Origin of the sequence: Congregibacter sp., from assembly GCF_965662665.1 — a bacterium.
GTDB lineage: Bacteria > Pseudomonadota > Gammaproteobacteria > Pseudomonadales > Halieaceae > Congregibacter.
In genome coordinates this window covers 1-24,226 of the sequence record NZ_CBFIIF010000003.1, presented here as the reverse complement: position 1 = coordinate 24,226, position 24,226 = coordinate 1, and the positions used below count along the sequence as shown (strand labels likewise).

The 24,226-nt window shown below is 54.0% G+C and carries 22 protein-coding genes; 10 read left to right on the top strand and 12 right to left on the bottom strand.

Annotation, left to right across the window (positions count from 1 at the left end):
• Positions 1-74: 74 nt before the first annotated feature.
• Both ACTG39_RS01980 and ACTG39_RS01975 read right to left on the bottom strand, forming a co-directional pair.
• A complete protein-coding gene (locus tag ACTG39_RS01980; RefSeq protein WP_439105844.1) occupies positions 75-1,124 on the bottom strand; it encodes a M14 family metallopeptidase in 1,050 nt (349 codons plus the stop codon).
• 23 nt (positions 1,125-1,147) lie between these two features.
• Complete coding sequence (locus ACTG39_RS01975) at positions 1,148-4,381, bottom strand: VPS10 domain-containing protein (protein WP_439105843.1); 3,234 nt, start codon at positions 4,379-4,381, stop codon at positions 1,148-1,150.
• A 102-nt stretch (positions 4,382-4,483) separates the two neighbouring features.
• On the opposite strand from ACTG39_RS01975, the gene ACTG39_RS01970 reads away from it, so the two are divergent.
• Complete coding sequence (locus tag ACTG39_RS01970) at positions 4,484-5,779, top strand: Xaa-Pro dipeptidase (RefSeq protein ID WP_439105842.1); 1,296 nt, start codon at positions 4,484-4,486, stop codon at positions 5,777-5,779.
• Positions 5,780-5,839: 60 nt separating this feature from the next.
• Here ACTG39_RS01970 and ACTG39_RS01965 read toward each other — a convergent pair whose 3' ends face one another.
• The 4 genes from ACTG39_RS01965 to ACTG39_RS01950 all read right to left on the bottom strand — a co-directional run bounded on the left by ACTG39_RS01965 (position 5,840) and on the right by ACTG39_RS01950 (position 8,292).
• Positions 5,840-6,094 (bottom strand): ATP-binding protein, encoded by a 255-nt coding sequence (locus tag ACTG39_RS01965; RefSeq protein WP_439105841.1) that lies wholly within the window; start codon positions 6,092-6,094, stop codon positions 5,840-5,842.
• A 332-nt stretch (positions 6,095-6,426) separates the two neighbouring features.
• Positions 6,427-6,837 carry a response regulator gene (locus ACTG39_RS01960; RefSeq protein WP_439105840.1) on the bottom strand — a complete coding sequence of 137 codons (411 nt, stop codon included), beginning with the start codon at positions 6,835-6,837 and terminating at the stop codon, positions 6,427-6,429.
• Positions 6,838-6,862: 25 nt separating this feature from the next.
• Positions 6,863-7,576: a spondin domain-containing protein gene (locus tag ACTG39_RS01955; protein WP_439105839.1), complete on the bottom strand. Its 714-nt coding sequence runs from the start codon at positions 7,574-7,576 to the stop codon at positions 6,863-6,865.
• A 14-nt stretch (positions 7,577-7,590) separates the two neighbouring features.
• Positions 7,591-8,292: a spondin domain-containing protein gene (locus ACTG39_RS01950; RefSeq protein ID WP_439105838.1), complete on the bottom strand. Its 702-nt coding sequence runs from the start codon at positions 8,290-8,292 to the stop codon at positions 7,591-7,593.
• Positions 8,293-8,472: 180 nt separating this feature from the next.
• Between ACTG39_RS01950 and ACTG39_RS01945 the strand changes: the two genes are divergently transcribed.
• On the top strand, positions 8,473-11,583 hold the full coding sequence (locus ACTG39_RS01945; protein WP_439105837.1) for a WD40/YVTN/BNR-like repeat-containing protein: 3,111 nt from the start codon (positions 8,473-8,475) through the stop codon (positions 11,581-11,583).
• A gap of 6 nt (positions 11,584-11,589) precedes the next feature.
• On the opposite strand, the gene ACTG39_RS01940 is transcribed toward ACTG39_RS01945, so the two are convergent.
• A complete protein-coding gene (locus ACTG39_RS01940) occupies positions 11,590-12,609 on the bottom strand; it encodes an MBL fold metallo-hydrolase (RefSeq protein WP_439105836.1) in 1,020 nt (339 codons plus the stop codon).
• A gap of 124 nt (positions 12,610-12,733) precedes the next feature.
• Here ACTG39_RS01940 and ACTG39_RS01935 point away from each other — a divergent pair, with 124 nt between their 5' ends.
• The 4 genes from ACTG39_RS01935 (at position 12,734) to ACTG39_RS01920 (ending at position 16,931) form a co-directional block, all read left to right on the top strand.
• Positions 12,734-13,075: a PBPRA1643 family SWIM/SEC-C metal-binding motif protein gene (locus ACTG39_RS01935; protein ID WP_439105835.1), complete on the top strand. Its 342-nt coding sequence runs from the start codon at positions 12,734-12,736 to the stop codon at positions 13,073-13,075.
• A gap of 8 nt (positions 13,076-13,083) precedes the next feature.
• Positions 13,084-14,688, top strand: coding sequence for an N-acyl-D-amino-acid deacylase family protein (locus ACTG39_RS01930; protein WP_439105834.1), 1,605 nt, complete (start codon positions 13,084-13,086; stop codon positions 14,686-14,688).
• On the top strand, positions 14,688-15,707 hold the full coding sequence (locus ACTG39_RS01925; RefSeq protein WP_439105833.1) for a D-2-hydroxyacid dehydrogenase: 1,020 nt from the start codon (positions 14,688-14,690) through the stop codon (positions 15,705-15,707). The genes ACTG39_RS01930 and ACTG39_RS01925 overlap by 1 nt, the downstream gene beginning before the upstream one ends.
• A 63-nt stretch (positions 15,708-15,770) precedes the next feature.
• A complete protein-coding gene (locus ACTG39_RS01920) occupies positions 15,771-16,931 on the top strand; it encodes a DUF819 family protein (RefSeq protein ID WP_439105832.1) in 1,161 nt (386 codons plus the stop codon).
• A gap of 20 nt (positions 16,932-16,951) precedes the next feature.
• Here ACTG39_RS01920 and ACTG39_RS01915 read toward each other — a convergent pair whose 3' ends face one another.
• Positions 16,952-17,140 carry a hypothetical protein gene (locus ACTG39_RS01915; RefSeq protein ID WP_439105831.1) on the bottom strand — a complete coding sequence of 63 codons (189 nt, stop codon included), beginning with the start codon at positions 17,138-17,140 and terminating at the stop codon, positions 16,952-16,954.
• A 151-nt stretch (positions 17,141-17,291) separates the two neighbouring features.
• On the opposite strand from ACTG39_RS01915, the gene ACTG39_RS01910 reads away from it, so the two are divergent.
• Positions 17,292-18,557 (top strand): cytochrome P450, encoded by a 1,266-nt coding sequence (locus ACTG39_RS01910; RefSeq protein ID WP_439105830.1) that lies wholly within the window; start codon positions 17,292-17,294, stop codon positions 18,555-18,557.
• Between the two features lie 103 nt (positions 18,558-18,660).
• Positions 18,661-19,938: an alkyl sulfatase dimerization domain-containing protein gene (locus tag ACTG39_RS01905; protein WP_439105829.1), complete on the top strand. Its 1,278-nt coding sequence runs from the start codon at positions 18,661-18,663 to the stop codon at positions 19,936-19,938.
• 3 nt (positions 19,939-19,941) lie between these two features.
• Here ACTG39_RS01905 and ACTG39_RS01900 read toward each other — a convergent pair whose 3' ends face one another.
• Both ACTG39_RS01900 and ACTG39_RS01895 read right to left on the bottom strand, forming a co-directional pair.
• Complete coding sequence (locus tag ACTG39_RS01900) at positions 19,942-20,319, bottom strand: MAPEG family protein (RefSeq protein ID WP_439105828.1); 378 nt, start codon at positions 20,317-20,319, stop codon at positions 19,942-19,944.
• 299 nt (positions 20,320-20,618) lie between these two features.
• Positions 20,619-21,233, bottom strand: a complete 615-nt coding sequence (locus tag ACTG39_RS01895) for a transporter (protein ID WP_439105827.1) — start codon at positions 21,231-21,233, stop codon at positions 20,619-20,621.
• 105 nt (positions 21,234-21,338) lie between these two features.
• Here ACTG39_RS01895 and ACTG39_RS01890 point away from each other — a divergent pair, with 105 nt between their 5' ends.
• Positions 21,339-22,067: a hypothetical protein gene (locus ACTG39_RS01890; RefSeq protein ID WP_439105826.1), complete on the top strand. Its 729-nt coding sequence runs from the start codon at positions 21,339-21,341 to the stop codon at positions 22,065-22,067.
• 280 nt (positions 22,068-22,347) lie between these two features.
• On the opposite strand, the gene ACTG39_RS01885 is transcribed toward ACTG39_RS01890, so the two are convergent.
• The gene (locus ACTG39_RS01885) at positions 22,348-23,229 is read right to left on the bottom strand and encodes a hypothetical protein (protein ID WP_439105825.1); all 882 of its coding nucleotides are present in this window, start codon (positions 23,227-23,229) and stop codon (positions 22,348-22,350) included.
• Positions 23,230-23,484: 255 nt separating this feature from the next.
• On the opposite strand from ACTG39_RS01885, the gene ACTG39_RS01880 reads away from it, so the two are divergent.
• Complete coding sequence (locus tag ACTG39_RS01880; protein WP_439105824.1) at positions 23,485-23,793, top strand: 4a-hydroxytetrahydrobiopterin dehydratase; 309 nt, start codon at positions 23,485-23,487, stop codon at positions 23,791-23,793.
• A gap of 37 nt (positions 23,794-23,830) precedes the next feature.
• Here ACTG39_RS01880 and ACTG39_RS01875 read toward each other — a convergent pair.
• Positions 23,831-24,226 (bottom strand): YebC/PmpR family DNA-binding transcriptional regulator (locus ACTG39_RS01875; protein WP_439105823.1); only part of this gene is annotated, 396 nt, incomplete at its 5' end.

Sequence of the window (24,226 nt, the reverse complement as noted above, 5' to 3'; positions counted from 1 at the left end):
GGCCCGTTCTAAATCGCTGATTCGTGAATGTTTTGCGGTCGGGAGCATGCCCCGGTTACCGATGTGAGGAGAGATTACTCGCTCTTGATTTTACTGAGCATCGCCACCGGTTCGCCCTTGCTCACGGGTGGTGTGCTAATGACGTAGTTCACCATGCCTGAAAATGGCGCACGGATTTTAGTGATTTCCTTGCCAAAGAAATCCACTAGCACGCCCAATAGCGCACCCTCGGACACGGTATAACCGTCTTTGGTCAGAGGCTTGAATATCCCGGACTCCGGGCTCTTTACCACCTCGTAGTCTGTAAGCCAGGTAACACCAGGATTGGGGACTTCGTCACCGGGAACCATGTGCAAATGCCGCAGCACGTTCCAGATGCCCGACTGGGCAAGTTCTGACCAGTAGGCGTCGTTGGAGCCTGACTGCCCGGTTTCTGTTGTTATGGCAGGTATGCCACGCTCCAGGGCAGTCTGATCTGTGAATAGCGATGGTCCAGAGGCGTGCTGGGGGCCAGTGTCCATGACTATGTGATCGAGCCCGAACGCGACCGCCAGGCCTTGGATCTGTTTGTCAAAATCCGCTTTGCCGGTGACCGGCATATAGACGTAAGGGCGCAATGCTTCGTTACCATCACCACTATGCAGATCGATAAGGTAGTCGGCCTGATCGATGACCTCCGTGGTGATTTGGTGCGCGATGCGTTGGCTAAGACTCCCCTGGGGATCTCCGGGAAACATTCGATTGAGGTTCTTTCCATCGACAGGGCTGTAGTAAATCGTTCGTCCGAGAAAAGAGGGCATGTTGGCGATGTGAACCATGATGATCGTGCCACGCAATTGCCGGGGGTCGAGCTGAGATCTGATCTCTTGTAAAGCGGTGATCGGTGGATACTCGTAGCCGTGAATACCAGCGAGCAAAGCCAGTACCGGGCCATCGCTCGCGCCATGGACAATGGTTACGGGAATCTGGCTGCCGGCATCGACCCCTGCCGGTACCTCAATGAAGTCCGAGACGAGAGTCCCGGGCGCGGCCTCTATGCCGGCTACGGAGAATTGTTCAGCGCGGGTGGCGGAGCCCACGCTGACAAATAGTACAAAAAGCAATGACGCGCTGAGCGCTTTCATAATTCTCCGTCGACGGTGTCGCATTAGGGAGCACCGTCGAGAGGCACGGGTTGCTGCGTGAGCAGTCCCAGGTCGCTTTGGGCAAAGGCCGAGCGCAGCTCCTCAAAATCTCCGGTGAGGTAGTCATTGATCGCTGATACCGCAGTGTTGATTCGCGCTTCGGCAAGTTCAGCAAAAACCATAGCCGTAGGGCTTGGTGCCTCGTAGGTAGATGTCAGGAATGACCGCGCCCGTCGTAAGGTATTGATCGCCATGTCGTCCGTATAAGGGCGACCCTTGTTGTCCTCGGGGTTTCGCAAGCTCCTCTCCAGGGACGTTAAGGTCTCCCGGTTGGTCTTAACTTTGTCTTCGAGATCGGCGTATGCCTCGGGATTACTGGCTTGTTTAAGCAGGATTTCGATGGTGCTTAGGTCTCTCCGCGCCGTGACAATTTGGCTCAGCGCATGATTGATCGTCGCGCTCAACTCCTGGAGCTGTAACTGCATATCCTGATTGGCCTGCATAGACGCCATCGAAACAGTGACGCGCGGATCAGCGAGAACCTCTGCGTCCACAGACTGCGACTCACCATCAAAGGCAACGCTTATGGAGTAGTTGCCTGGCAATACTTCGATACCGCTGGGGAGATCGACGTCAGACTCTTTCTTATCTCCCGGAAGTCGTGGCAGTCCGTCGCGCTTTAGATTCCAGGTCACCCGATTGATACCCTGATGAACGTCGGTGCTAAAGGTCCGAATATGCGCGCCGCTCTGGTCGCTGACCGTAAACGTCGCTCGAGGGGAGGTGCTCTCTTTGCCTTCGTCGACTTTGTCTGTGTTGGCGCGAAGCTCTGCCTTGCGCAGCTTCTCCATGCCAGCATCGGGGTGCTTGAGGTCATCGCCGTTTGCCATGAATGTCAGGATGACGCCGTAAGCCTCGTTGTCGGCGACGTACTCACCATTAGCCAGAAAGCGGCTGCCGATGATTGGGTTACTGTCGTATTGCTGTCCGACACTGGCGCCCAGCACTGTAAAACGTGCTTCGAAGTCATCGTCGTCGAGTCCGCGTAGTGGCGCTATGTCATCCAGAACATAGATACTTCTGCCGTGCGTGCCGATAACCAGATCGTTCTCGCGTTCCTGAAAAGCCAGATCCATGACAGAGGCCGTGGGGACGCCAGCGGTGTACTTGGTCCAATCCTCACCGCCATCGAGGCTGAGAAACAAGCCAAACTCCGTGCCCAGCCACAAGAGATCGGGGTCCTTGGGATCCTGAAGAATCGATAGTGCGTAACCTTTAACAGAGTCGTTGCTAAGCTTCGTCCACTTTCTGCCGTAATTCTCCGTGCGATAAACATAGGGCGTGAAGTCGCCGCGACGATGATTATCGAATACCACGTAAGCGGTCGAACCGTCATGGGGGCTCGGGTAAATCATGGGTACCCAGGTGTCCTTGGGTACGCCGCGAACGCGGTCTTCGACACTGCTCCAGCTCTCGCCGCCATCTCTGGTGATGTGAATTCGACCGTCATCAGTACCTACCCAGATCACGCCTTGTTCAAGCTTAGACGGTGCCACAGCGATGATGGTGGTGTAGTTCTCCGCGGCGGTGACGTCCAGTGTGATTCCGCCAGAGGTTCGAAAGGACTGCCACTTACTCGTGTTCGTAGTGAGATCCTCGCTGATAACAGACCAGGTCAGTCCGCGATCTGTGGACTTGTGCAGAAACTGGCTACCGTAGTAAATCGTAGCCGGATCAAAGGGGTCGATGGCAAAGCCAGCGGACCAGTTGAAACGCAGATCGGTATCCAGGGTCGGGGGGTTGGGGCGAATGAGTCGCTGCTCACCGGTGTTGAGGTTCCAGCGTGACAGGTTTCCACCCTGACTCATGGCGTAGCCGGTGTCGGGGATTTCTGGGTCCGGCACCGTATCAAAACCATCACCGAATCCCACTTCGCGCCAGTGCAGGGTGCGAATGCCACCCACATCGAAGGTCTCCGCGTCGCCACGCCAGGATCCGTTGTCCTGCAGTCCGCCATACACGTGGTAAGGGTGGGCGTTGTCAACGGCGATGTGATAGAACTGAGCCAAGGGGAGGTTTTCGATAAACCGCCAGGTATCTCCACCGTCACGAGTGATGGCAATACCGCCGTCGTTCCCCGAGATCATATGGGCCGGATCATTCGGATTGATCCACCAGGCGTGAGTATCAATGTGTACCGTCTCGCCGGGAGTACAACAGTCGATGGCTTCTATGTAGTTAAAGGTTTTGCCACCGTCGATGGAGCGCCGCACGCGGCTCTCAACGTTGTAAACGGTGTCGGGATCCTGTGGGTCCACGTCCAGCAGCATGTAGTAGAAGGGGCGGATCGTGATATTCGTTTCGTCGTTTACGGTGGTCCAGCTCATACCCGCGTCGTCTGAGCGAATGAGTGCGGAGTCTTTGGCTTCTACCAGCGCGTAAACACGCGATGAGTCACTGGGTGCTATAGCAAAGATGGAGCGGCCCAAATCACCTTTGGGAATACCGTCTTCCTCAGTAAGTTGAGTCCAGGAATCACCCGCGTCGAGGGAGTAGTAGAGACCGGAGCCGGGACCACCACTCTCGAAGCGATAGGGCCAACGACGGAATTGCCAAAGAGAGGCGAACAGCTTATTGGGATTGCCTGGATCCATTTTGACGTCGGTAGCGCCGGTGCGCTCATTGGGCCCCGTGAGAATGGGGGTCCAACTCTTGCCGCCGTCGGTGGTTTTGAAAACACCGCGATCTCCACCGTCGTTCCAAAGCGGCCCGAGAGCAGAGACATAGGCAATGTCCGGGTCCGTAGGATGCAGAGCAATACGATTGATGCGCTCGGTGCCTTCAAGTCCAGCTTTGACCCAGCTGCGACCACCGTCGGTCGATCGGTACATACCGTCGCCGATAGAGGTGGAGTTTCGGGTGGCGCCCTCGCCGGTGCCCACCCAGATGATGTCCGGGTAGGTCTGGTTGATGGCAACAGCGCCAATGGAGTTAACGGACTGGTCATCAAATAGGGCATCCCAGGTAATACCGCCATTGTCTGAGCGCCACACACCGCCGGAGGCCGCTCCAACCACGATCATATTAGGGTTAGAGCTTACAGAGGCTACCGAGCTGACGCGCCCGGACATACCGGCGGGGCCGATGTTGCGTGCCTTCATACCAGACAGTAAATCGGAGTCCAGATTTGCGGCGGCACTCGCAGCAGACAGGAAGAGCGCGCTCACAATGCTTGTGAACAGAGATAGTGCTTTCATCGATGAAAAGTCCATGCGTCAAATTCGTAGCCGTGTAGACTACAATTTTTTGCCGCTCCATTCATTATCTGAACTCACTTTGCGATTAGAAGGACCTTATCCATGTCTTTGAACAAGCCGTCTGCCGTAGCTTTACTGTCCGGGCTCCTTGCGTGCAGTACTTTAGGGCCATCCGCACAAGCCGAGCAGCTGTTGCTCAGTGCGGATTACATGGTCGACACCCTCAGTGGTGAGCTGGTACCAAATCCTGCGGTTTTAATCTCCGATGGCGTCATCGAAGCTGTGGGTACCCGGGGTGAGCTGGCCGCACCCGAGGGTGCTACCGAGATGCACCTAAAAGGCAAGACCCTGCTGCCGGGGTTTATGGATATGCATGTGCATCTGGATGGGTCTGTGGGTGATGTATCTTTTTTGGAATCACGCTTTCAGTCGGTGCCAAGAAAGACAGTCAATGCAGTAGTTAATGCCAGGACTACATTGATGGCAGGATTTACGTCAGTGCGAAATGTGGGTGCCATGGGTGACTATTCTGTCATCGCGGTGCGCGACTCCATCAAAGGTGGTGAACTCATGGGCCCAAGAATTTGGGACGCAGGCCCCTCGCTTGGAATTACCGGCGGTCATTGTGACGACAATTTTTCACCACCAGAGCAAAAAAAGAAGAATACTGGCGTAGCCAACGGCCCTTGGGCAGTTCGGGAGAAGGTCCGGGAGAACATCAAGTACGGCGCGGATACCATCAAGTTCTGCGCGACAGGAGGCGTGTTTTCTCGCGGTACCAAAGTCGGAGCCATTCAGTACTCCCTCGAAGAAATGCAGGCGATTGTCAGTGAGAGTCACTATCGTGACCTGGTGGTTGCGGCCCATGCCCACGGAACAGAAGGGATTAAGGCTGCAATCATTGCGGGGGTCGACAGCGTGGAGCATGCCAGCATGTTGGATGATGAGGCCATTGAGCTAGCGCTGGAGCACGGCACCTATCTGTCTATGGATATTTATAACACCGAATACACGCTCAGCATGGGTCGGGCGAACGGTGTACCGGAGGAAAACTTACGCAAAGAAGAAAGCGTAGGGCAAGTCCAGCGTGATAGTTTTTCCGCAGCGGTCAAGGCGGGTGTAAAGATGGTTTTTGGTAGTGACGCCTCGATCTATCCCCACGGACTCAATGCGCGGCAATTCTCTCGCATGGTCAAATTTGGTATGACCGAGATGCAGGCGCTGCAGGCCGCTACGATAAATTCTGCCACGCTCATGAAGCAGGATGACCTGGGTGCTATCAAGGCGGGTTATCTCGCAGACATCGTCGCCGTGGAGGGTAACCCCTTAGAAGATATCAGCATCACCGAGTCCGTGCCTTTCGTTATGAAGGGTGGTGTGGTCTACAAAAACCTGTGATGCGTGGCCGGCCCGCCCACAGCCTTTGACGGCCTCAATAGGCGCGTCTAAGCGCGGTATTTATACGGCAGGCTGGGGGAGCCAGAAACTGAACTCCGTACCCAGGCGGCCCTCGCTGCGCACGGCAATCTGTGAGCGATGGAGATCCACGATGCGTTTAACGATTGCTAGGCCCAGACCTGTCCCGGCATTCGCTGTGTCGCCCGTTGAATCAGTATCGCGTTGATAGAAACGCTCAAAAATATGCGGTATGTCCTGAGATGCTATGCCGTCGCCGTTGTCGGACACCTGAACAAGCACCCGCTGCTTCGTCACTGGTGACCGTCACCGTGATCGCGCCCCCTTCAGGCGTATGCTTAAGCGCATTGTGAATGAGGTTCTCAAGTAGGCGGTGAATCATTGCGATGTCGGCGCGCACCTGCAAGCTTTCGCTGGGCGCCACCGTAGTCAGCGTAATTCCCTGTTCCCGAGCGGAGATTTCATGATCAAGAACAATGTCCTGAACGAGCTCCATGACGGGGAAGTTCTCCCAATGGGGCTCGACACTCCCCGACTCCAAGGTGGAGAGTTCAAATAATTCACCGATGAGTTCGTTGAGGCGCAGCGCGTGTTTGTGCGCAGTCCTTAGGGCTGAAGGGTTTGGTCAGTTAGTCGTCAGCCCCCAGTTCGAGTCCAAGGACTCGATCGAGCTCGCTGGATTTAGCAGTAAGCATGAGAATAGGCGTAATACTTCCATGCTCGCGCAATCGTCGACAGATATCGAGCCCGCCAATGCCGGGCAATCTTAAATCGAGGACGATGAGGTTCCAGGTCTCGTCGCGCGCCAGCGCCAGGGCATGGTCGCCACGAATGGAGTGAATCAACTCCGCATTCAGGTCTTCCAGATGCATAGCAATAAGACGGGCGATATCCTCGTCATCCTCGACAATGAGAATGCGCGGAGGAGCTGCGACGATACTCAGGTCGGTTGATCGCGCATCGAAGTTAGATAGTGACGCTTCAGTCATGGGTAGCTCGGAATCAAGGCGGAACAGTTCTTTTAGAGGACTGCTGTCCACGCGAGTTCTCGAGCTATGTTCCATTTTACTGCGTCCGGGTGATACGTAAGCGGGCGACGGGGTTGTCAAAGCGATGATTTTGGTTAAGCACTGACCCCGTCAATCCATCATCTGCAGTGACAACACCAGCATGCATGGTGACCTGATCGGCCAGGTCATCCCGAGCGCTGTTGAGACCTTCGCCTCCATCCGCCGGGCCAGGAATAGTGCCCGCTGCTTCGCTGTTAGCTTCGGTGCCTGCATCGTAGGCGATGGCGCTAAAGGAGAGCGAGTCGCCTACTGCCATTTGAGAAATGTCGATACTGTTTAGGCCAGTAATTGCATCATTGGTGTTAACCAGCATGGTTGCGACGGATAGACGCACACCGGAAGTGTCGTCCCCTTCTATCTCTAAGGACAGCATGTCGCTAGCGCCAGGCCCTACGGGCGCTTCCCCGCTAGCGGTCACGGCATCACTAAACTCATTCAGAAGCTCGCCATTGTCGCCGCCCTCAGCAAGCAGCTCCAAGCCAGCCGATGCGGGTTGACCAATGGTGAACACGCACTGGCTGTCCTCATGAAGCATAACGGCTACCGGGGACAGCGGTTGTCCGATGGTCAGATTCACTACGCTGACCTCGTAGCCGGCGTTTGTTACGGGCGCCGGCGTTGGCTCTGGGACGGGGGGTGTAGTGATGCCGCCGCTGTCACCGCAGGCGACAAGAACACTGGCAATGAGCGGAAGATATAGATATCTCATGGTCTAGGTGCTCCTTAGTTAACCGTTACAACAACGCTAACGACCGGGTTGAGCCAGCGATGCACGGTGTTGTCGATGTCGCTGTTGCCACCACTGAGGTTGTCGTCTCCCAGGACATTGCGATGAATGTGCACGAAGCCTTCAGCAGTCGCGTCAATACCCGTGCCATTGGTACCGCTGGCCGCGAGCACTGGCGGGGGAGCAGGGTATCCAGGTTCTCCCGGTGCGCCGCTACCAACCGCTTCATCGTTACCTTCGGTACCGGAGTCATAGGCGTTCACGCTATAAACATAGCGGCCCGGCTCTGTGGGGATCTCAATGGCATTGAGGCCCATGAAGCCGTCGTTGCTGGGCAGAATCATCGCCACGATGGACAGGCGTGTGTTGTCCGGCGCGCCATCGGTATTAAGCATGGCGCTGGTGCGCTGGCCTGGCGCCAGGAGGCCTTCTGCGGGGTTGGCCACAACGGTGGCGTTGATGCCCTCGACATCCGCCACCAGCGCGGAAATGTCTCCACCTTCGGCCATCGCCTGGAGACTGGCACTTGCGGGTTCTCCACTCGTGAACAAACTCGCGTCAGAGGTGTGAGCGGCAACGAGCAGCGGGGTGAAATAGCTTCCCCGAGTGAGGTTTATGATTTCGACGTCAAATTGGGCAGCACCTGCCGGTGCGATTGATGCAGCCAGTAAAGCGAGTGATACAAAGGTCTTTTTCATGATGGGGACTCCAGTGGTGTTATGGAGCCGCTAGTGTTGCGCTGAGCTGTGGTCGGAGTTATCACAAAAGTCTCACGATTTGTTTACATGTTTGTCTCGCTACTTTTCAAAGCAGCCTGGCCACGACCGTTCAGCTCTGGGGTATGCTAGAGACAGTCCACTGTTTAGCGGTAACCGCCCATGAAAAACACCACCCTCATTTTTTTGTTGTCCGCCCTGATGCTGGCGCTCTCAGTCACAACTTCTGCGCAGGAAGCGAGTTTTGACCAGAACGTTATTACGGGTATGGAATGGCGAAACATAGGCCCCAACCGAGGGGGTCGTTCCCTCGGAATTTCTGGAAGTCCGGGTAGAAAAAATGAGTACTACTTTGGCGCGGTGGGTGGCGGGCTGTGGAAGACCGTCGATGGTGGCCTTAACTGGAAGCCAGTGACCGATGGCCAGCTGAGCAGTTCGTCTGTGGGTGCTGTTGCCGTTGCTGAGACCAACCCTGACGTCGTGTACATCGGTACCGGCGAAACACAGCTTCGCGGCAATATTATGCAAGGCGACGGGGTGTATAAGTCTGTCGACGCGGGTGAAACCTGGGAGAACGTAGGGCTCAAGGATACTCAGGCTATCGCGAGAGTCCGTGTGCATCCTACGGACCCCGATACTGTATACGTTGCGGCCCTCGGTCACCCTTATGGTCCTAACAAAGAGCGTGGCGTGTTTCGCAGTAAGGACGGTGGCGTTTCCTGGAAAAAGGTTCTTTACCTGAGCGACGAAGCGGGCGCGGCTGATCTGATTATCGATCGCAGAAACCCCGATACCCTTTATGCAACGATCTGGCAGGTGTATCGCACGCCCTGGAAAATGTGGGGAGGTGCGGGTGACAGCGGTCTCTTTAAATCCACGGACGGTGGGGATACGTGGGAAGAGCTTACGGGTAACCCCGGTATGGCCGAGGCTCCTGTCGGAAAAATAGGAGTAACAGTTTCACCCGTGGACTCTGATCGGCTCTGGGCGATCGTCGAATCCGCCGAAGGTGGGGTTTTTCGTTCGGATGATGCCGGTGCAACCTGGACACGGACCAATAGCGAACGAAAGCTGCGTCAGCGGGCCTTTTACTACAGCCGCATCTACGCAGATCCAAAAGATGCGGATACCGTCTATGCGTTAAACACCGGGTTCTATAAGTCGACAGACGGGGGAGAGACCTTTGAGACGGCTATAAAGGTCCCGCATGGCGACAATCACGATCTTTGGATTGATCCCAGCAACCCTCTTAGAATGGCTAATTCAAATGATGGAGGAGGGAACATCTCCATCAATGGCGGCGAGTCGTGGACGGATCAAAATTTCCCGACTTCGCAGCTCTACCACATCATGGTAACCAGTGACTTTCCCTATCACGTTTGCGGAGCCCAGCAGGACAACTCCACCCTATGCATACCGAACGAGGGTTGGGACTTTAAACAGGCACGAGGACCCTCGCAGGAGTATTACTATCCTGCTGGCGGTGGTGAAAGCGGTTACATCGCTCAGCATCCCGATAAACCGGATTGGTTCTATGCCGGAAGCCAGGGCGCACTGTTAACCAAGTTCAATCGCGCCACGGGTTACCAACGGGACGTGCAGGTCTTTCCTCGTTTTTTCTCGGGAGAGCCCGCCAGTGCGCTACCTGAGCGATGGCAGTGGACTTTCCCCATTGTGTTTTCTTCCGTGGACTCGAGTCGGCTTTACACGACGTCGCAGCATGTGTGGATTAGCGAAGACGAAGGGCAGAGCTGGTCGAAGATAAGTCCTGACCTTACCTATGCTGAACCCGAGACTATGGGTAAAACCGGCGGCGTAATTACCAATGACATGAATGGCCCGGAGATCTACGCAACGATTTTTGCGTTGGAGCCCTCGCAGCACGATGTGAATACGATCTGGGCAGGGTCCGATGACGGTCTGATGCACATCACCCGCAATCACGGTGAATCCTGGGAAAACATTACACCCAAAGACCTGCCTAAACATTCGCGTATCAGCATCATCGATGAGTCGGCGCATTCGCCGGGTACCGCATACATCGCGGTAAAGCGCTATCAAATGGACGACCGCAAGCCCTACATTTGGAAGACAGACAATTACGGGAAGTCCTGGACAAAGATCGTCAAAGGCATTCGCGAAGACGACTTTATCCATGTGGTCAGAGAAGACCCGTTCAAAGCCGGATTATTGTTTGCCGGTGGTGAGCATGCGGTTTACGTGTCTTTTGACGACGGTGAAAACTGGCACTCCTTGCAGCTCAACATGCCTGACACACAAACCGCTGACCTGCATGTGACCGACAAAGATCTAGTCGTCGGGACCCATGGTCGATCAATCTACGTGCTGGATGATATTGCGCCCCTTCGAGAGTACTCCTCAGAAATAGCGGCGGCCAAGTTCCATTTGTTTGAGCCTTTGTATGCGGTACGCCGGGTTCAGGAAGCTTCAATTCAATATTACTTAGCGGAAGAGGCTGAGGAAGTTCGCATCTCGTTGATTGATAGTCAGGGCAATGTCATTGTTGAAAAGATTGGCACGGAGCCCGAGCTGGAAGAGGTCGACGACCCTTACGCCCGCTGGTATGGCGCGTTACCGAAAGCCCCGACGACCGCTAAGGGACTTAACGTCTGGTCCTGGAATAATCGCTACGCCGGTGCTGCTGATTTTGAGGGCATGATTATTTGGTCAGGTCGCCCGCAATTGGGCCCTATCGCTCCTCCCGGTGAGTACAGGGTCTCAATGACGGTGGATGGCGACACGCAGAGCGCGACCTTTATGCTCAAGTCTGATCCTCGCTTTGATGTACCTGAGGAAGATATTCAGGAGCAGTTCGCATTTGCTATGCAGATCCGGGACGCGACGGATGCAGCCAACAAAGGAGTAATCCGCATTCGTGAACTGAAAAGACAGCTCGAGGATCAATTGGGTGAGGCACCCTCAAAACGCCTTGCGAGAGCTGCCGAGAAGTTTAGCGATAAGTTGAGTGCGGTAGAGGGGGAGCTTTATCAGGTTAAGAACGTGAGCCCACAAGATCCGCTTAACTTTCCTATAAAACTCAATAACCGTCTCGCCTACCTGCAAAAGAGTACCGAGAGTGGCGATGGTCGTCCCACGCAAGGTCAGCTGGATGTTTTTGCGCTATTAAAAGACGAGCTTGATGGTTTGCTCTCGGATTTGGAGTCAACGATAAGCACGGATCTACCCAAGCTCAATGAGGCACTCGAAAAGGCCGGCCTGCAGAGCTTGGGAGACGACTGGCCCCGTCGTTGATAGAGCCTAAGGGATAACGATAGGCTCCAGATGCACGGGCAGTATCACCCGCGAGTTGGGTGATACTTGCTTTGCGGTTTCGACGAAGGGGATGAGGTTTCGTTTTACGTTAGCCTCTTGAGAGAAGCCATAAGGCAGTCGAAAGTTGTCCCAGTGTGTAGGAATGACGATCGGTGGAAAGTCCGTGGATTCGAGGAGGCGACGGTCGTAGTCATAAAGACCGAGACGTGAACCGTTGATTCCCGCAAGGAGGATGTCAGGCTCAAGACCTTCGAACTCTCGCTCGATAAAGTTCATGGATCCCATGGTTAGTATGCTGCGACCGCCCAGGCGCACCAAAAAACTCAATGCGCCACCCTCAATAAACTGCTCAATGCGCAGCGGTGCCTTTAGGTAAGTGCTTTGGTCGTAGGTCCGGTTATCGATGTAGTGTTTTTGATTGAGTGCCGAGTGAAGTCCCGGCACAACGCGAACGCTGAAACCATCGAACAGATAGTCCTCACCACCTTTGACGGGATAGAGCTGCTCGTCTGGAATACCGTATGCCTTGAGGATCATGATGACGGTTTCTGTGCCCACGACTTTCGCGCCCGTCTTCTCTGCGATATACGGCACATCGCCTAGGTGATCAAAGTGCCCGTGCTGCATCAAAATGTAGTCGGCTTCAGGAATGAGCTTGTCGACAAGGTCCTTATCCACGGGTGCGGGGTCGGTGCGCTTGTAGATTGGGCGTTCATCGTCGGGGTGCCCGGCGCCGCCGTACTGGACCCGTGACGGCCATGGGTCCACAAGAACGATGGTCTCACCGTCGGTGATGCGCCAGCCCGCGGCGCCAAAGTAGGTCATTTCCAAAGGTGGCTGTGTTTGCGCCAATGCTAGCGCTGAAGCTGCGATGCTCAGTAACGCTGCGAAACACTGCGAACGAGTTGTGCGGAATTTGGTCATGGGAACCTCAGGATCAGGTGGGTGGTCACGAGATAGCTCTGACAGTAGCACTGACAAAACCAGAATGGCATCTGTATTCATCTGCTCTCGCACAATGGGGCACAGCTTCTAGGTAAGAGTATTCTGTTAGATTCATGTTTTAATGATTGCTATCCGCGCGGTCCTCCAGCGACATCCGATCTACGATTTTCAGTAAGGACAAAGCATGTCAGATAAGTTTTTCTTCAAGGGTCGTCAGAATGCCCGTCAGGATTATGCGGGAGGCGCTTATCAAGCGAAGGGTGGTAGTACTGCCGGCAGCGAAAAGTATCCTCTGGAGTTAGTTGTGACCAGTGCGGCGCGACAGGCAGAAGTGCAGGCCCTCGTGGACGATGCAAAGCTCCACGCACATATCACCGTTGATACGAATAATGATGCTGAGGAGTCGATCAAAGAGCTTACGGCCCTATTGAACAAAGGACCTACTGTTACGGTTGAAAAGACCCCTGCGCGTAATGAGCCCTGTAGCTGCGGTAGCGGCAAGAAGTATAAAAAGTGTTGCGGATGAGAACCCTCATGTCTTCTATGCGAGTGCTACTGATTGCGCTCCTTGCCATGCTGTCCTTCGCCCCCGGTGCCTACGCTCAAGATAGATTTGATCTTATTGTTGCGGGCGGTCGAATTGTCGATGGATCCGGGAATCCATGGTACGAGGCCGATGTTGGCATTGTTGGTGATCGGATAGTCAGTATTGGTGACCTCGGCGCTTTTACCGCTACACGCAGAATTGATGCTACGGGGCTTACTGTAGCTCCGGGCTTCATCGATCCTCACACGCATGCGCTTCCGGGTGTTTTTGAAGTACCCAATGTCGAGAGCTCGCTGTTACAGGGGGTTACCACCCTCACGGCGGGTAATGACGGTAGCTCACCGTTCCCCATCGATGAGCATTACGCGGCGATCGCCGCGCATAAGATTAGCCCTAATTGGGCGATTTTTGTGGGTCAGGGCACGATCCGCGAAGCGGTCATCGGAAAAGACGACCGCGAGGCCACGGCGGAAGAATTGTCGCAGATGAAGCAGATGGTTCGAGAAGCTATGGAGCACGGTGCCCTCGGTATCTCCACTGGACTGTTCTATGTGCCGGGGAGCTTTACACCCACAGAAGAAATCATCGAGCTGTCCAGGATCGCATCCGAGTATGACGGCATCTACATATCTCACATGCGAGACGAAGCCGCTCAGATTATCGACTCCGTTAAAGAAACGATCCGCATTGGAATCGAGGCAGACATTCCGGTTCAGATAACCCACCACAAGGTTATCGGAGCGAAAAACTGGGGCGAATCAAAAGAAACCTTGCGTCTCGTTGACGAGGCAAGGGGAGCTGGCGTCGATTTGACTATAGATCACTACCCCTATACGGCGTCGCAAACCTATATCGATGCGCTAATTCCCCAGTGGGCCCAGGAAGGAGGGCGGGAGCAGCTGCTCGCGCGTATCAATGATCCAGAGACTCAAGCTGTCGTTAAAGCTGCTGTTGTCGACAAAATCCTATTTGACCGCGGCGGTGGTCATCCCAAGAACATCTTTATCTCAGGCTGCGACTGGGATCGAGAGCTCGAAGGAAAGAATTTAGCGGAGATAACCTCGGAGCGAGGCTTAGAGCCCACGCCAGAGAACGCGGCCGATGTTGTGTTCGACATTATTCGTGGGGGTGGCGCGATTGCGGTCTATCACGCGATTGGCCCTGAGGACGTTGACCGAATCATGCAGCACCCCGCTAGCGCTATCGGCTCGGACGGTCCGGTGGGTGTGTTTGGTGAGGGCGCACCCCATCCCCGGCAATACGGCTCCTTTGCCAGAGTCTTAGGGCTTTACGTGCGAGAGCGGAGGGTGATTAGTCTTGAGGAAGCTATCCGCAAAATGAGTAGTGCGTCAGCCCTCAGGCTTGGGATCCGTGACCGGGGATTTATTAACAAAGGATACTTCGCCGACATTGCAGTTTTTGATGCGGATGAAATTATCGACAAGGCGACTTTCGAGAATCCACATCAGTATGCTGTTGGTATGAAGTACGTACTGGTTAATGGAGAGGTGGTTGTAGAGAATGGAGGCCATACGGGTCGCAGGCCCGGAAGGGTTTTGTATGGCCCGGGTTATGTAGGTCAGGCGAATTAATGCCTGTCCTAATACTCATTACCAGCTTTCTAGAATCTGAATACGTCGAGCAAATTCGAGCGGTCGACTCGAGCCTTGAGGTGATTTACGAACCGACGCTCATCGCAAAGCCTCGTTACCCTGCTGACCACAAGGGCGAACCCTTTGAACGGTCTGCGCAGCAAGAAGAGCAGTGGCAAAAGCTCCTCGCTGAGGCAGAGGTCGTTTTCGACTTTGACCAGACCCACCTTGATGACCTGCCGGGCCTTGCGCCTAATGCCCGTTGGCTACAGACCACAAGCTCGGGCGTTGCGCGTTTTCTGAGTGAACGCGGTTATCGCGAACGTATGCCCAATACGGTGTTTACCAATGCCGCAGGCATCCACGCCCAGCCTCTGGCTGAGTTTTGCTTCATGGTCATGACGATCTTCAACAAGGGCTTCCTCAGACTGATGGAAGAGCAAAAAGCGAAGCGTTGGGAGCGTTACGCCGGCTTTGATTTAAGCAACAGAACAATAGTCATCGTGGGCCTTGGAAAGGTCGGTCAAGAAGTGGCACGGCTGGCCAAGCAGTTTCGGATGAACGTCATTGGAGTAAAGCGATCAACGAGTCATGCAGATCTCGACGCCTTGAATGTTGACGAGCTTTATACTCCCGATGCTCTGGATAAGGTTTTGCCTAGGGCCGAGTTTTTGGTGTTGATCGCTCCGCATACCGCCGAGACTGAAAATATGATGGGCGAGGATCAGTTTGCTTCGATGCCGGGCGGTGCGGTGCTGGTGAATATTGGCAGAGGTGCTCTGGTCGATGAGCCCGCTTTAATCGCATCGCTGCAGAGCGGGCATCTGCGAGGAGCAGGTTTAGACGTTTTCAAGACGGAGCCCTTGCCAGAGGATAGCCCCCTTTGGGACATGCCAAATGTAATTGTTAGTCCTCATTCGGCGAGCACCACTAACAACGAGAATCAATTGATCACCGATTTATTTTGCCAAAATTTGCGGCTGTATCTTGCGGGTAAGCCGTTGATCAACGTGGTGTAAACGCCTTCAGCCAAGTTACGGCTTGGAACTTGAGAAGTAAAAGTAACGGTAGAGGACTAACCCATGTTTGAGCCGACCTCAGATAACACAGCTATCGTTTTGATTCTGGTAGTGACGGTTCTTTGCGCGATTTGGCTCGAGAAAAACACCAAAACCTTTAAGAAAATCGGCGCCGCAGCGCTGAGCATTCTCATTGGCATGTTGTTGTCCAACGTCGGCGTCATCCCAGGGGAGTCAGTGGTTTACGACTTTTTTCGAGGGCCGGGTGTATTGGCAGGCATTACGCTGTTTCTTTTAACGGTGGACTTAGCCTCCATAAGGCAAGCGGGCGGACCGATGCTCAAAGCTTTTTTGCTGGGCGCCTGTGGTGCGGCACTTGGGGGCGCTGTAATGGGCTTTATGCTTGTAGATGCCATTGGCGCCGATACCTGGAAGCTCTCTGGACAGTTTGCCGCCACCTACATTGGTGGTGGAGTGAACTTCGCCGCAGTAGGACAGGCCCTGGACACCTCGAGCGAGTACTTTACCGCGGGCGTTGCCGCCGATGTCATCGTCACCGCTATCTGGCTGATAGCCTGTATTACGATTCCCGAGTTTTTTGGGAAGCGAGATCCGCAGCTCGAATCTTCGACGATGGAGAATCGTGGTGACGAAGTAGGCGCGAAGACAGGTATTGGAAGTCTGCTCTATTCCAGCGGCAAGCCGATTACTCTTCGTGATCTCGCTATGCTGATGTCTATTGTCATGGTGTGTATGTGGTTATCAAGGCTGATTAGTACTTGGGTGCCAGTCATTCCTATGATCATTTGGCTCACGACCCTGGTACTGGTTCTTGCGCAATTTCAGGTTGTAAAAAAACTGTCGGGCGCGCTCGTATTGGGTAACTATTTACTGCTCTTGTTTCTAGCAACCAACGGGGCTGTCTCGGTTATCGCAAGGATCATCGAGATCGGTCCGGCCATTTTCTACTTTGCTTTAGGCACGGTGCTTATTCACGGCGTCATGATTTTCGGTGTGGGCATCATGCTCAAGATAGACTCGACAGTGATCGCTATCGCTTCTCAAGCAAATATAGGAGGAGCGTCTTCGGCTATGGCGATAGCCGGGGCACGGGGCGTACCTAACTTAATCTTGCCGGGTATTGCGGTTGGTTTGCTGGGCACGGCTTTAGGCAACTATGTTGGATTGTTACTCGCGAACGTCATGAAAGTTCTCATCGGCTAGCCCGCGTTGTTTTCGGGACTTTACTTGGTGCCGCGGTAGCAGTCCGATGCCCCTGCTAAGCGCGCATCCTCTGCGCGTTCCTTCTGACGCTCGTTGTAGCGATCAACTTCGAGGGCGACGAGCACACCTAGCACAACCAAGAAAAACTCAATGAACACGGTGACCCAGTCCTGAGATCGAAGCGCGTTGGCGAAGCGTTGAATAATCATAGAGCGTGTTTATTAATTCGCAGCTCGAAATATAGCTCGAATACTTCCTCGAGTGGGTACTCTTATCGCGTGTTTCAAACCGCTTGCATTCTGCGCTCCGGAAGCTTTAATGGGGATGGTATTCCAATAACAAATCAAAGCGAGAAAAATCATGGCTGAAGTGGCGTTAGCAAGCGTTCATAGCGACGTGCCCGATCCTGGTTCCCTTCCTCTTGATACCCTGGATGTTGCCCAGGCCGAAATCTTTCAGGCCAATGCCCACGGTGAGTATTTCCGTCGTCTCCGTCGAGAAGCGCCGGTGCACTTTTGTCCCGACAGTCAGTTCGGACCGTACTGGTCAATCACCAAGTACAAGGACATTATGGCGGTGGATACAGACCACACGCGTTTTTCTTCCGAGCGTGACATTGTCATCGGTGATCAGCCGCAGGGTTTTGCCCCTCCTATGTTTATCGCTATGGACAACCCCAAGCACGATGTACAGCGAAAGACGGTGCAGCCAGCGGTGGCCCCTCAGCGACTCAACGAGCTTCAGGATCTTATTCGTCAGCGCGTTGTAACTATTTTGGACAGTCTTCCTGTGGGTGAAGAGTTTGATTGGGTAGAACGCGTATCAAAAGAACTCACCACGCAGATGCTCGCCACACTCTTTGATTTTCCCTTTGAAGATCGACACTTGCTGCCTTATTGGTCTGATGTGACGACCACCTCCGAGACCGTGGGCGTTGATGTGGATATGAACGAACGGCAGCGGGTGCTGGGCGAGTGTCTCGAGTACTTCAGTCGCTTGTGGCGGGAGCGCGCGGCACAGCCGATGAAGTTTGATTTCATTTCGCTGCTGGCCCACGGCGAAGACACACGAGACATGATTGATAACCCCGAGGAGTTTCTTGGGAATCTTATGCTGCTTATCGTCGGAGGCAACGACACGACGCGCAACTCTATTTCGGCGGGTGTGGTCGAACTCAACCGTAATCCCGATGAGTACGCAAAGCTAACGGCAAATCCGGGTTTAGTGACAAATATGGTGTCGGAGATTATTCGCTACCAGACACCTCTGGGCCATATGCGGCGAACTGCCCTCGAGGATATAGAGTTCCGGGGTCAGCATATTAAGAAGGGTGACCGGGTGGTGATGTGGTACGTCTCCGGAAATCGCGATGAAGACGTAATCGAGCGCCCGGATGAGTTTCTCATTGATCGTGAAAATGCGCGCCAACACCTGTCCTTTGGGTTTGGAATTCATCGTTGCATGGGCAACCGGGTAGGCGAGATGCAGCTGCGTATCCTTTGGGAGGAGATTCTCCAGCGGTTTGAGCGCGTTGAGGTGGTTGGTGAGCCCGAACGCGTATTGTCAAACTTCGTTATGGGTTACTCAAAGCTTCCTGTGGTGCTTCACCCCAAGGTTGCAAGCTAAGCCTGTGACTCCGTTTTGAAGAGCGTGCCTTCTAAGCGACTAGCTTCGGTGAAGCATGCTTGTTTGTGGCTATCAAGAACATTGGGAAAGGGCTTAAGCATCTATGGCTGATTTGCTGGAGATTTCATCCGGGGTCATTGACGGTCGAGTTGACCTCGAGCAGTCAGGCCCACTCAATCGTATCAATCACCAGCTATCTGAGCTTTCGGAGAACACCGCCGTTGTAGAGGCATTCTCGCACTGCATAGTGTTTAAGACGGACGAGGGGCTTGTGGCGTTTGATACCTCGAACGAACAGGGCGGTAAGCGCTGTGTAGACGCTATCCGGCAGTGGAGCGATGATCCGTTCCACTCCGTCGTGTTTACCCATGGGCACATCGATCACGTTGGCGGCTGCGGTGCTTTTTGCAGCGAGGCACAGAGGCCGAGTGTCGTTGCCCACGAAAACGTCTTGCATCGATTTGAGCGTTATCGGATGACTAACGGTTACAACAAGGTGGTCAACGAACGCCAGTTCGGTCAGTTCAAACGCCGTGGCTACGACCTCGCAGGCGATGCGCAGTTCCTTCCTGCCACAACACCGGACCCGGATCAAACCTACGATCATGCGCATACCCTCGTAGCCGGCGATACGCGCTTTGAACTGCGACATTCCAAGGGTGAAACCGATGACCACACCTGGGCCTGGGTGCCTTCTCAGCGCGCTATTTGTGCTGGGGACTTCTTCATCTGGGCTTTTCCTAATGCGGGAAATCCACAGAAAGCACAGCGCTATCCTCGAGAGTGGGCAAAAGCACTCCGCGATATGTCAGCGATGGAGGCCGAGCTCTTTTTACCAGCCCACGGTCTGCCAATCTGCGGCAAGGAACGCATCGCCACCGTTCTCGATGATGTGGCCAGCGCTCTGGAATACCTGGTCGAGCACACGCTGACCCTCATGAATGAGGGCGCGCGTCTAAGCGACATTATTCATGGTGTTAGTGTGCCGAGTTCGCTTACCGATAAGCCCTGGCTTGCGCCGACCTATGACGAGCCAGAGTTCGTGATTCGCAATCTATGGCGACTCTACGGAGGCTGGTATGACGGTAATCCCGCAAATCTAAAGCCTGCTCCCGACAATCGGCTTGCGCAGGAGCTTGCTGCCCTTGCTGGCGGCGCTGCGAAGTTGGCGGGCCGTGCTTTGGAGATTACCGAAACCGATATTCGCAGTGCCTGCCACCTTGTTGAAATGGCGAGCCTGGCGGAGCCCGAGAATGCTGAGATTCATGCCCTGCGTTCAGAGGTCTATCAGCGGCGCCGGGCAGGGGAGACCTCGCTCATGGCCAAGGGCATTTTTGGATCGGCTGCTAACGAATCCAAGGCTAAAGCAAATTCCGATTAGGCTTTAGGCAGTAATCGCGCCCGCAGCTGCCGCTAGAAGCAGGCCGAGCGTAGGCATCATGCTTAGCATGAAACCCGTTCCACGCGTCTTAGGATCTTTTGAATACGACGTTGCGTACACAACGCGGCCCATCAGATATACAGTACCAACTGCGGCAATGATCGCGTTGGACCAGTAGAGACCCGCCAGCAGCAGAGCCGGTAAAAAGCAGACGAGTTGTTCGAGGGAGTTCATCTGTATACGAAAAGCCCTGTCGAACATTTCGTGTCCGGAAGTGGCAGGGGCAGCAACATCATATTGGCCTCGGGCGCGTCCCACCATTATTCCGAAGTAGATGAATTGAAAAACAGCGAGCACTGCAACGATGTGTACGTAGTTCATGGTGTTCCTCTGTATTGGGCCGCGGAGGCTGGGGTAACTAGGAAGAAATGTTTATCTATTAGTTTGCGATGCGCATCGTAGCACTATCAGTCCAGTATGCGCGGGTGATCGGCAGGACGAGCTGAGTAGGCGCCATTCTATTTCGGGAACATCAGCTGAAACTGAAGGCGCAGCCCCCAGTCGCCAGAGATGTCAGGTTTTTCGATGTTGTAATACGCCTGCGCTTGAACATTGACCGGCTGGCTCTTTATTGCAAACACCCGACCGACCCCAGCTGCAACAGGGACTGTCCAATCCTGTCAGCTATCCGCTTCTGCATTGCGCGTAATGATCGGTGAGGAGGTTAGGTACCAACCTTCGTCAAGGTTGTAGTTGATAAATGGTTGCATTGTAAAAAGGTTTATCTCGTTGCCTGGGTCAGTATCAACTCCCCAAACATTACTGAGTAGTCCACCAATGACCCACCGCCCCGGCATGGTTAAAGCGACGACAGAAGCGCCAGCTCCCCATTCTCCGCCACCGAGCCTGTCGTCGGTTGCGGTAGGCAGCTGTATTGCGGGCCCGACTCCCCAGCTCCACTTACCCGTGTTTTTGGGAACCAGGAAAGCGGTTAGCAGTGTGTCGCCGATGCCTGTTTTCCTGCCCTGTGAAGGTGTAAGACCCGGCTGGGAAATTATCGGCACGATAGTGCGAGTTACAAGATTCCAGTCGTCATTTAATTCGAGAGGAATCACAGGTTGAATGTTGCTGACACTAAACCACTCTCCGTCGGGGCCCCAGTCAAAGTCGTTGTTACTCTGGATCGGTACGCTAATGAGGCTCGCTATGGGGTTTTGCGCCGCCTTGGCGAGATCATCCTGCGCAAATCCATGTGCGGAAAGCGACGCGGCCACTATCAATAACAAAAAGCGCATGGGGGGATAGTCCTATCAGAAAGGTACAGAGGCATACTTTAGCATTTGCTTGCGATCGCCATGCTCAACCACTACGCGGCGTTTATCTGCGCGTATACTTATGAGATGACCGATTCTCAGCCACTACCTTGGAAACGCCTTTTCGCCGAAGCGACAGCGATTGTATTAAGTATTTTGCTGGCATTCGCTATCGATGCCTGGTGGGAGGATCGCGCTGATCGACGAGCCGAGCAGCTCCTGCTTTTGCGTCTTAAAGCGGACTTTGTGGATATCCGATCTGCCTTACTACCGATTGAAGACGAGCATCGGGAAACAAGTGCGGCTTGTGTCGCACTGATGAGTATCCCGGAAGGCGAGGCCGTACCCTCCACACCAGAGTACGATCGTATGGTTGCACTGGTGTTTCTGACCTCTCGAACCTTTAATCCGGGTGCCGGAGCGGTTGCTGCTTTTTTAAACGGCGAAGGCGCCAGGCTGGTGGACAATCAGCAACTGGCAGATCTGCTCCTTGCCTGGCCGGGCATCGTCGAAGATTTGCAGGAGGAAGATGGTTTCCTGCAAGAGGGATTAGCGGATCGGTGGATTCCCTTTCTAAAGTCTAAGGTAAACATCGGGCCTTATCTGGCGGTATATCCAGAAATTAACGTTGGGATTCCGGGGCACGTCGGCCAGCCAAAGAATAGAGCCCCGTTGATGGTCGACGCAGAGCTTGTCAATAACGTATTGGATCGATACAAGTATCAACAGATTGTCTTGCGGGACATTGGTCCCATCGTGGACTCAATCGATAAAATCCTAACGCTCCTTGATAACGATATCGCCACTGGTCCTTAAATCGCTCGAAATCCCAGTGCATGAAGATGACCGGAATTTGTCTTAGCAAAAAATTTGAAATCAGCAGCCCTGACTGCTGGCTTAGTTTTAGCGAGTAGCAATTTAGTGGCTGCCGAGAGTGGTGTGGTCTCCGTTGAGGATGGAATGCTGTCGAAGAACACTGCGATCCATGTCCACTTGTTTGGTACGTCGCATGCGAAGCTGGGGAAGGCTAAGCATGCCGACGTAGCAAGGTCTATGGCGAACTCTGCACCGCATTTGTTGGCGGCGGTTTTGCTCCTTATCTTTCCTGCAAGTCCTTCGCTTTTAGCTCACTAATAATGTCTGCGCTGACCCAGTAGATATCTATGTTGTTGCTTTCCGGGTCCACCCCCCTATTGAAGAGTATGTATTTTCCGTCGGACGTAACGGTGGCATAGGCATCCCACTTATCGGAATTTACCCTTTCACCCATGTTGATAGCGGGCCCCCATAATCCGTCCTGGCGGCGAAAACTGATGTAAAGGTCGGAGTCTCCGAAACCGCCTTCTCTCTCACTATCCCAAATCAGGTAGCTTTCGTCCGGCGCGATAAAGGGGTGGGCTGTCCACTCGCCGGTGTTAACCACGGGGTCCATTTCTTCGGGCTCTGGGCGTTCACCATCGACGAGCGCGGAGATCCGTATCAGGTCACCGCTCTTATAGTCATCAAAAACATAGGTGCCCTTTGCGGAGGCTGATAGCCGCATGATTCCCCAATCCTCTCGCTGGAACATAGGGCCGAGTTCTTTGCGCTCTGACCAGTCGTCGCCTACACGATCTTTGTATCCTTCAGCCATATGCATGCGCTGACCATCGGGAGAGAACGTGACTTCTCCGTCGCGCTGGAACTCGGTGTACTTTTTCCAGATGTTGCCTTCCTGACGGAAGCCCACCACCGTTGCCACGCTGTATTCGCCGCCATTGGTAGTGAAGTAAAACTCACGCATACCTGGCGCGAAGACACCTTCTACCTCCCAGCCGTCGGTTGAAACGATATCTGGCGCAAATACTTCGGCAAGGTTACCCGGGACTGTCTGGCCCATGTAAGGGCCTTCGAGCTCGGGATATTCTCGAGCTTGGCTAGTGGTTGTAATGGCCAGCACTGAGAGAAACAGCGCGGAACGAGTCCGTGAAGATTGCATTTTATCTTTCCGTTGATGTTGGTGAGGAGTTCAGTGTGGGCGGCATTCTGCCACGAGCGATCTAATCCGCTATCGAATTCAGGTGAACTGAATTAACTACGCGATAGGGTGAGTCGTTGAGAAGCGTTGTCGAAGGAGGGTGAGAGGAGGATGTGAGTAGGGTGGGGTACTCCGAGTCCTGAAAGAACACGCTCTGTTAGCGGCTCTTGGTTTCTTCTATTCTTTCACCCAGAGAGCCATAGACAAGGAAAAGACATGGACGATCGATTATTGGTGGGGGCCGCTTTGGACGATAGGGTCGAACAGTTGAACGCGTCATCCACTGCCCCTTGGACATTGAACGAAAGCGGGAAACTTGAGAAAGAATTTAAGTTTGACGACTTTAATGCCGCCTGGGGTTTTATGTCACGAGTCGCGCTCTTTGCGGAGCGCAGAGATCATCACCCAGAGTGGTTTAACGTTTATAACCGCGTCCGCGTAGAACTGACGACCCATGATGTAGGTGGCATTTCTGATAAAGACTTCGCCTTGGCGGTATTTATGAACGACTGCGCTGTGGGCTGACTCTTACTCGTGCGCGTCGTAGGTCTGGCGCCGCCCGCTAGGCAGCGTTGTGATAGATCTTCTGCACATCCTCCAGGTAGTCCAGTAGATCGATGAGAGTGTCCATGATCGCCTGATCTTCATCGCCAAGTGGTGTAGTGAGTTGTGGCACGAACTGTATCTCATCAACGTCAAATTCGGTTTCGCCATATTCGTCAATGATGGCCTGCCTGGCTTTGAAGTACTCGGTGTGAGGTGCGAAAACGGTCACTTTCCCGTCCTCGCTTTCTATATCGCTAACATCCACGTCAGCCATCATTAGCGCCTCAAGCACGGCCTCTTCGTCGCTATGCGAGAACACGAAAATGGCGCTGTGATCGAACAGGTGGCTGACGCTGCCGGTGTTGCCTAGCTTGCACTTAGCCTTGTTGAAACATTGGCGCACATCGCCAAA

Coding starts and splice junctions, on each gene's coding strand:
- ACTG39_RS01900 (WP_439105828.1), bottom strand. CDS start 20,319: ATGAACTACGTACACATCGTTGCAGTGCTCGCTGTTTTTCAATTCATC.
- ACTG39_RS01935 (WP_439105835.1), top strand. CDS start 12,734: ATGTCAGATAAGTTTTTCTTCAAGGGTCGTCAGAATGCCCGTCAGGAT.
- ACTG39_RS01915 (WP_439105831.1), bottom strand. CDS start 17,140: ATGATTATTCAACGCTTCGCCAACGCGCTTCGATCTCAGGACTGGGTC.
- ACTG39_RS01970 (WP_439105842.1), top strand. CDS start 4,484: ATGTCTTTGAACAAGCCGTCTGCCGTAGCTTTACTGTCCGGGCTCCTT.
- ACTG39_RS01930 (WP_439105834.1), top strand. CDS start 13,084: ATGTCTTCTATGCGAGTGCTACTGATTGCGCTCCTTGCCATGCTGTCC.
- ACTG39_RS01885 (WP_439105825.1), bottom strand. CDS start 23,229: ATGCAATCTTCACGGACTCGTTCCGCGCTGTTTCTCTCAGTGCTGGCC.
- ACTG39_RS01925 (WP_439105833.1), top strand. CDS start 14,688: ATGCCTGTCCTAATACTCATTACCAGCTTTCTAGAATCTGAATACGTC.
- ACTG39_RS01955 (WP_439105839.1), bottom strand. CDS start 7,576: ATGAGATATCTATATCTTCCGCTCATTGCCAGTGTTCTTGTCGCCTGC.
- ACTG39_RS01975 (WP_439105843.1), bottom strand. CDS start 4,381: ATGAAAGCACTATCTCTGTTCACAAGCATTGTGAGCGCGCTCTTCCTG.
- ACTG39_RS01950 (WP_439105838.1), bottom strand. CDS start 8,292: ATGAAAAAGACCTTTGTATCACTCGCTTTACTGGCTGCATCAATCGCA.
- ACTG39_RS01890 (WP_439105826.1), top strand. CDS start 21,339: ATGACCGATTCTCAGCCACTACCTTGGAAACGCCTTTTCGCCGAAGCG.
- ACTG39_RS01905 (WP_439105829.1), top strand. CDS start 18,661: ATGGCTGATTTGCTGGAGATTTCATCCGGGGTCATTGACGGTCGAGTT.
- ACTG39_RS01895 (WP_439105827.1), bottom strand. CDS start 21,233: ATGCGCTTTTTGTTATTGATAGTGGCCGCGTCGCTTTCCGCACATGGA.
- ACTG39_RS01920 (WP_439105832.1), top strand. CDS start 15,771: ATGTTTGAGCCGACCTCAGATAACACAGCTATCGTTTTGATTCTGGTA.
- ACTG39_RS01940 (WP_439105836.1), bottom strand. CDS start 12,609: ATGAATACAGATGCCATTCTGGTTTTGTCAGTGCTACTGTCAGAGCTA.
- ACTG39_RS01910 (WP_439105830.1), top strand. CDS start 17,292: ATGGCTGAAGTGGCGTTAGCAAGCGTTCATAGCGACGTGCCCGATCCT.
- ACTG39_RS01880 (WP_439105824.1), top strand. CDS start 23,485: ATGGACGATCGATTATTGGTGGGGGCCGCTTTGGACGATAGGGTCGAA.
- ACTG39_RS01980 (WP_439105844.1), bottom strand. CDS start 1,124: ATGAAAGCGCTCAGCGCGTCATTGCTTTTTGTACTATTTGTCAGCGTG.
- ACTG39_RS01945 (WP_439105837.1), top strand. CDS start 8,473: ATGAAAAACACCACCCTCATTTTTTTGTTGTCCGCCCTGATGCTGGCG.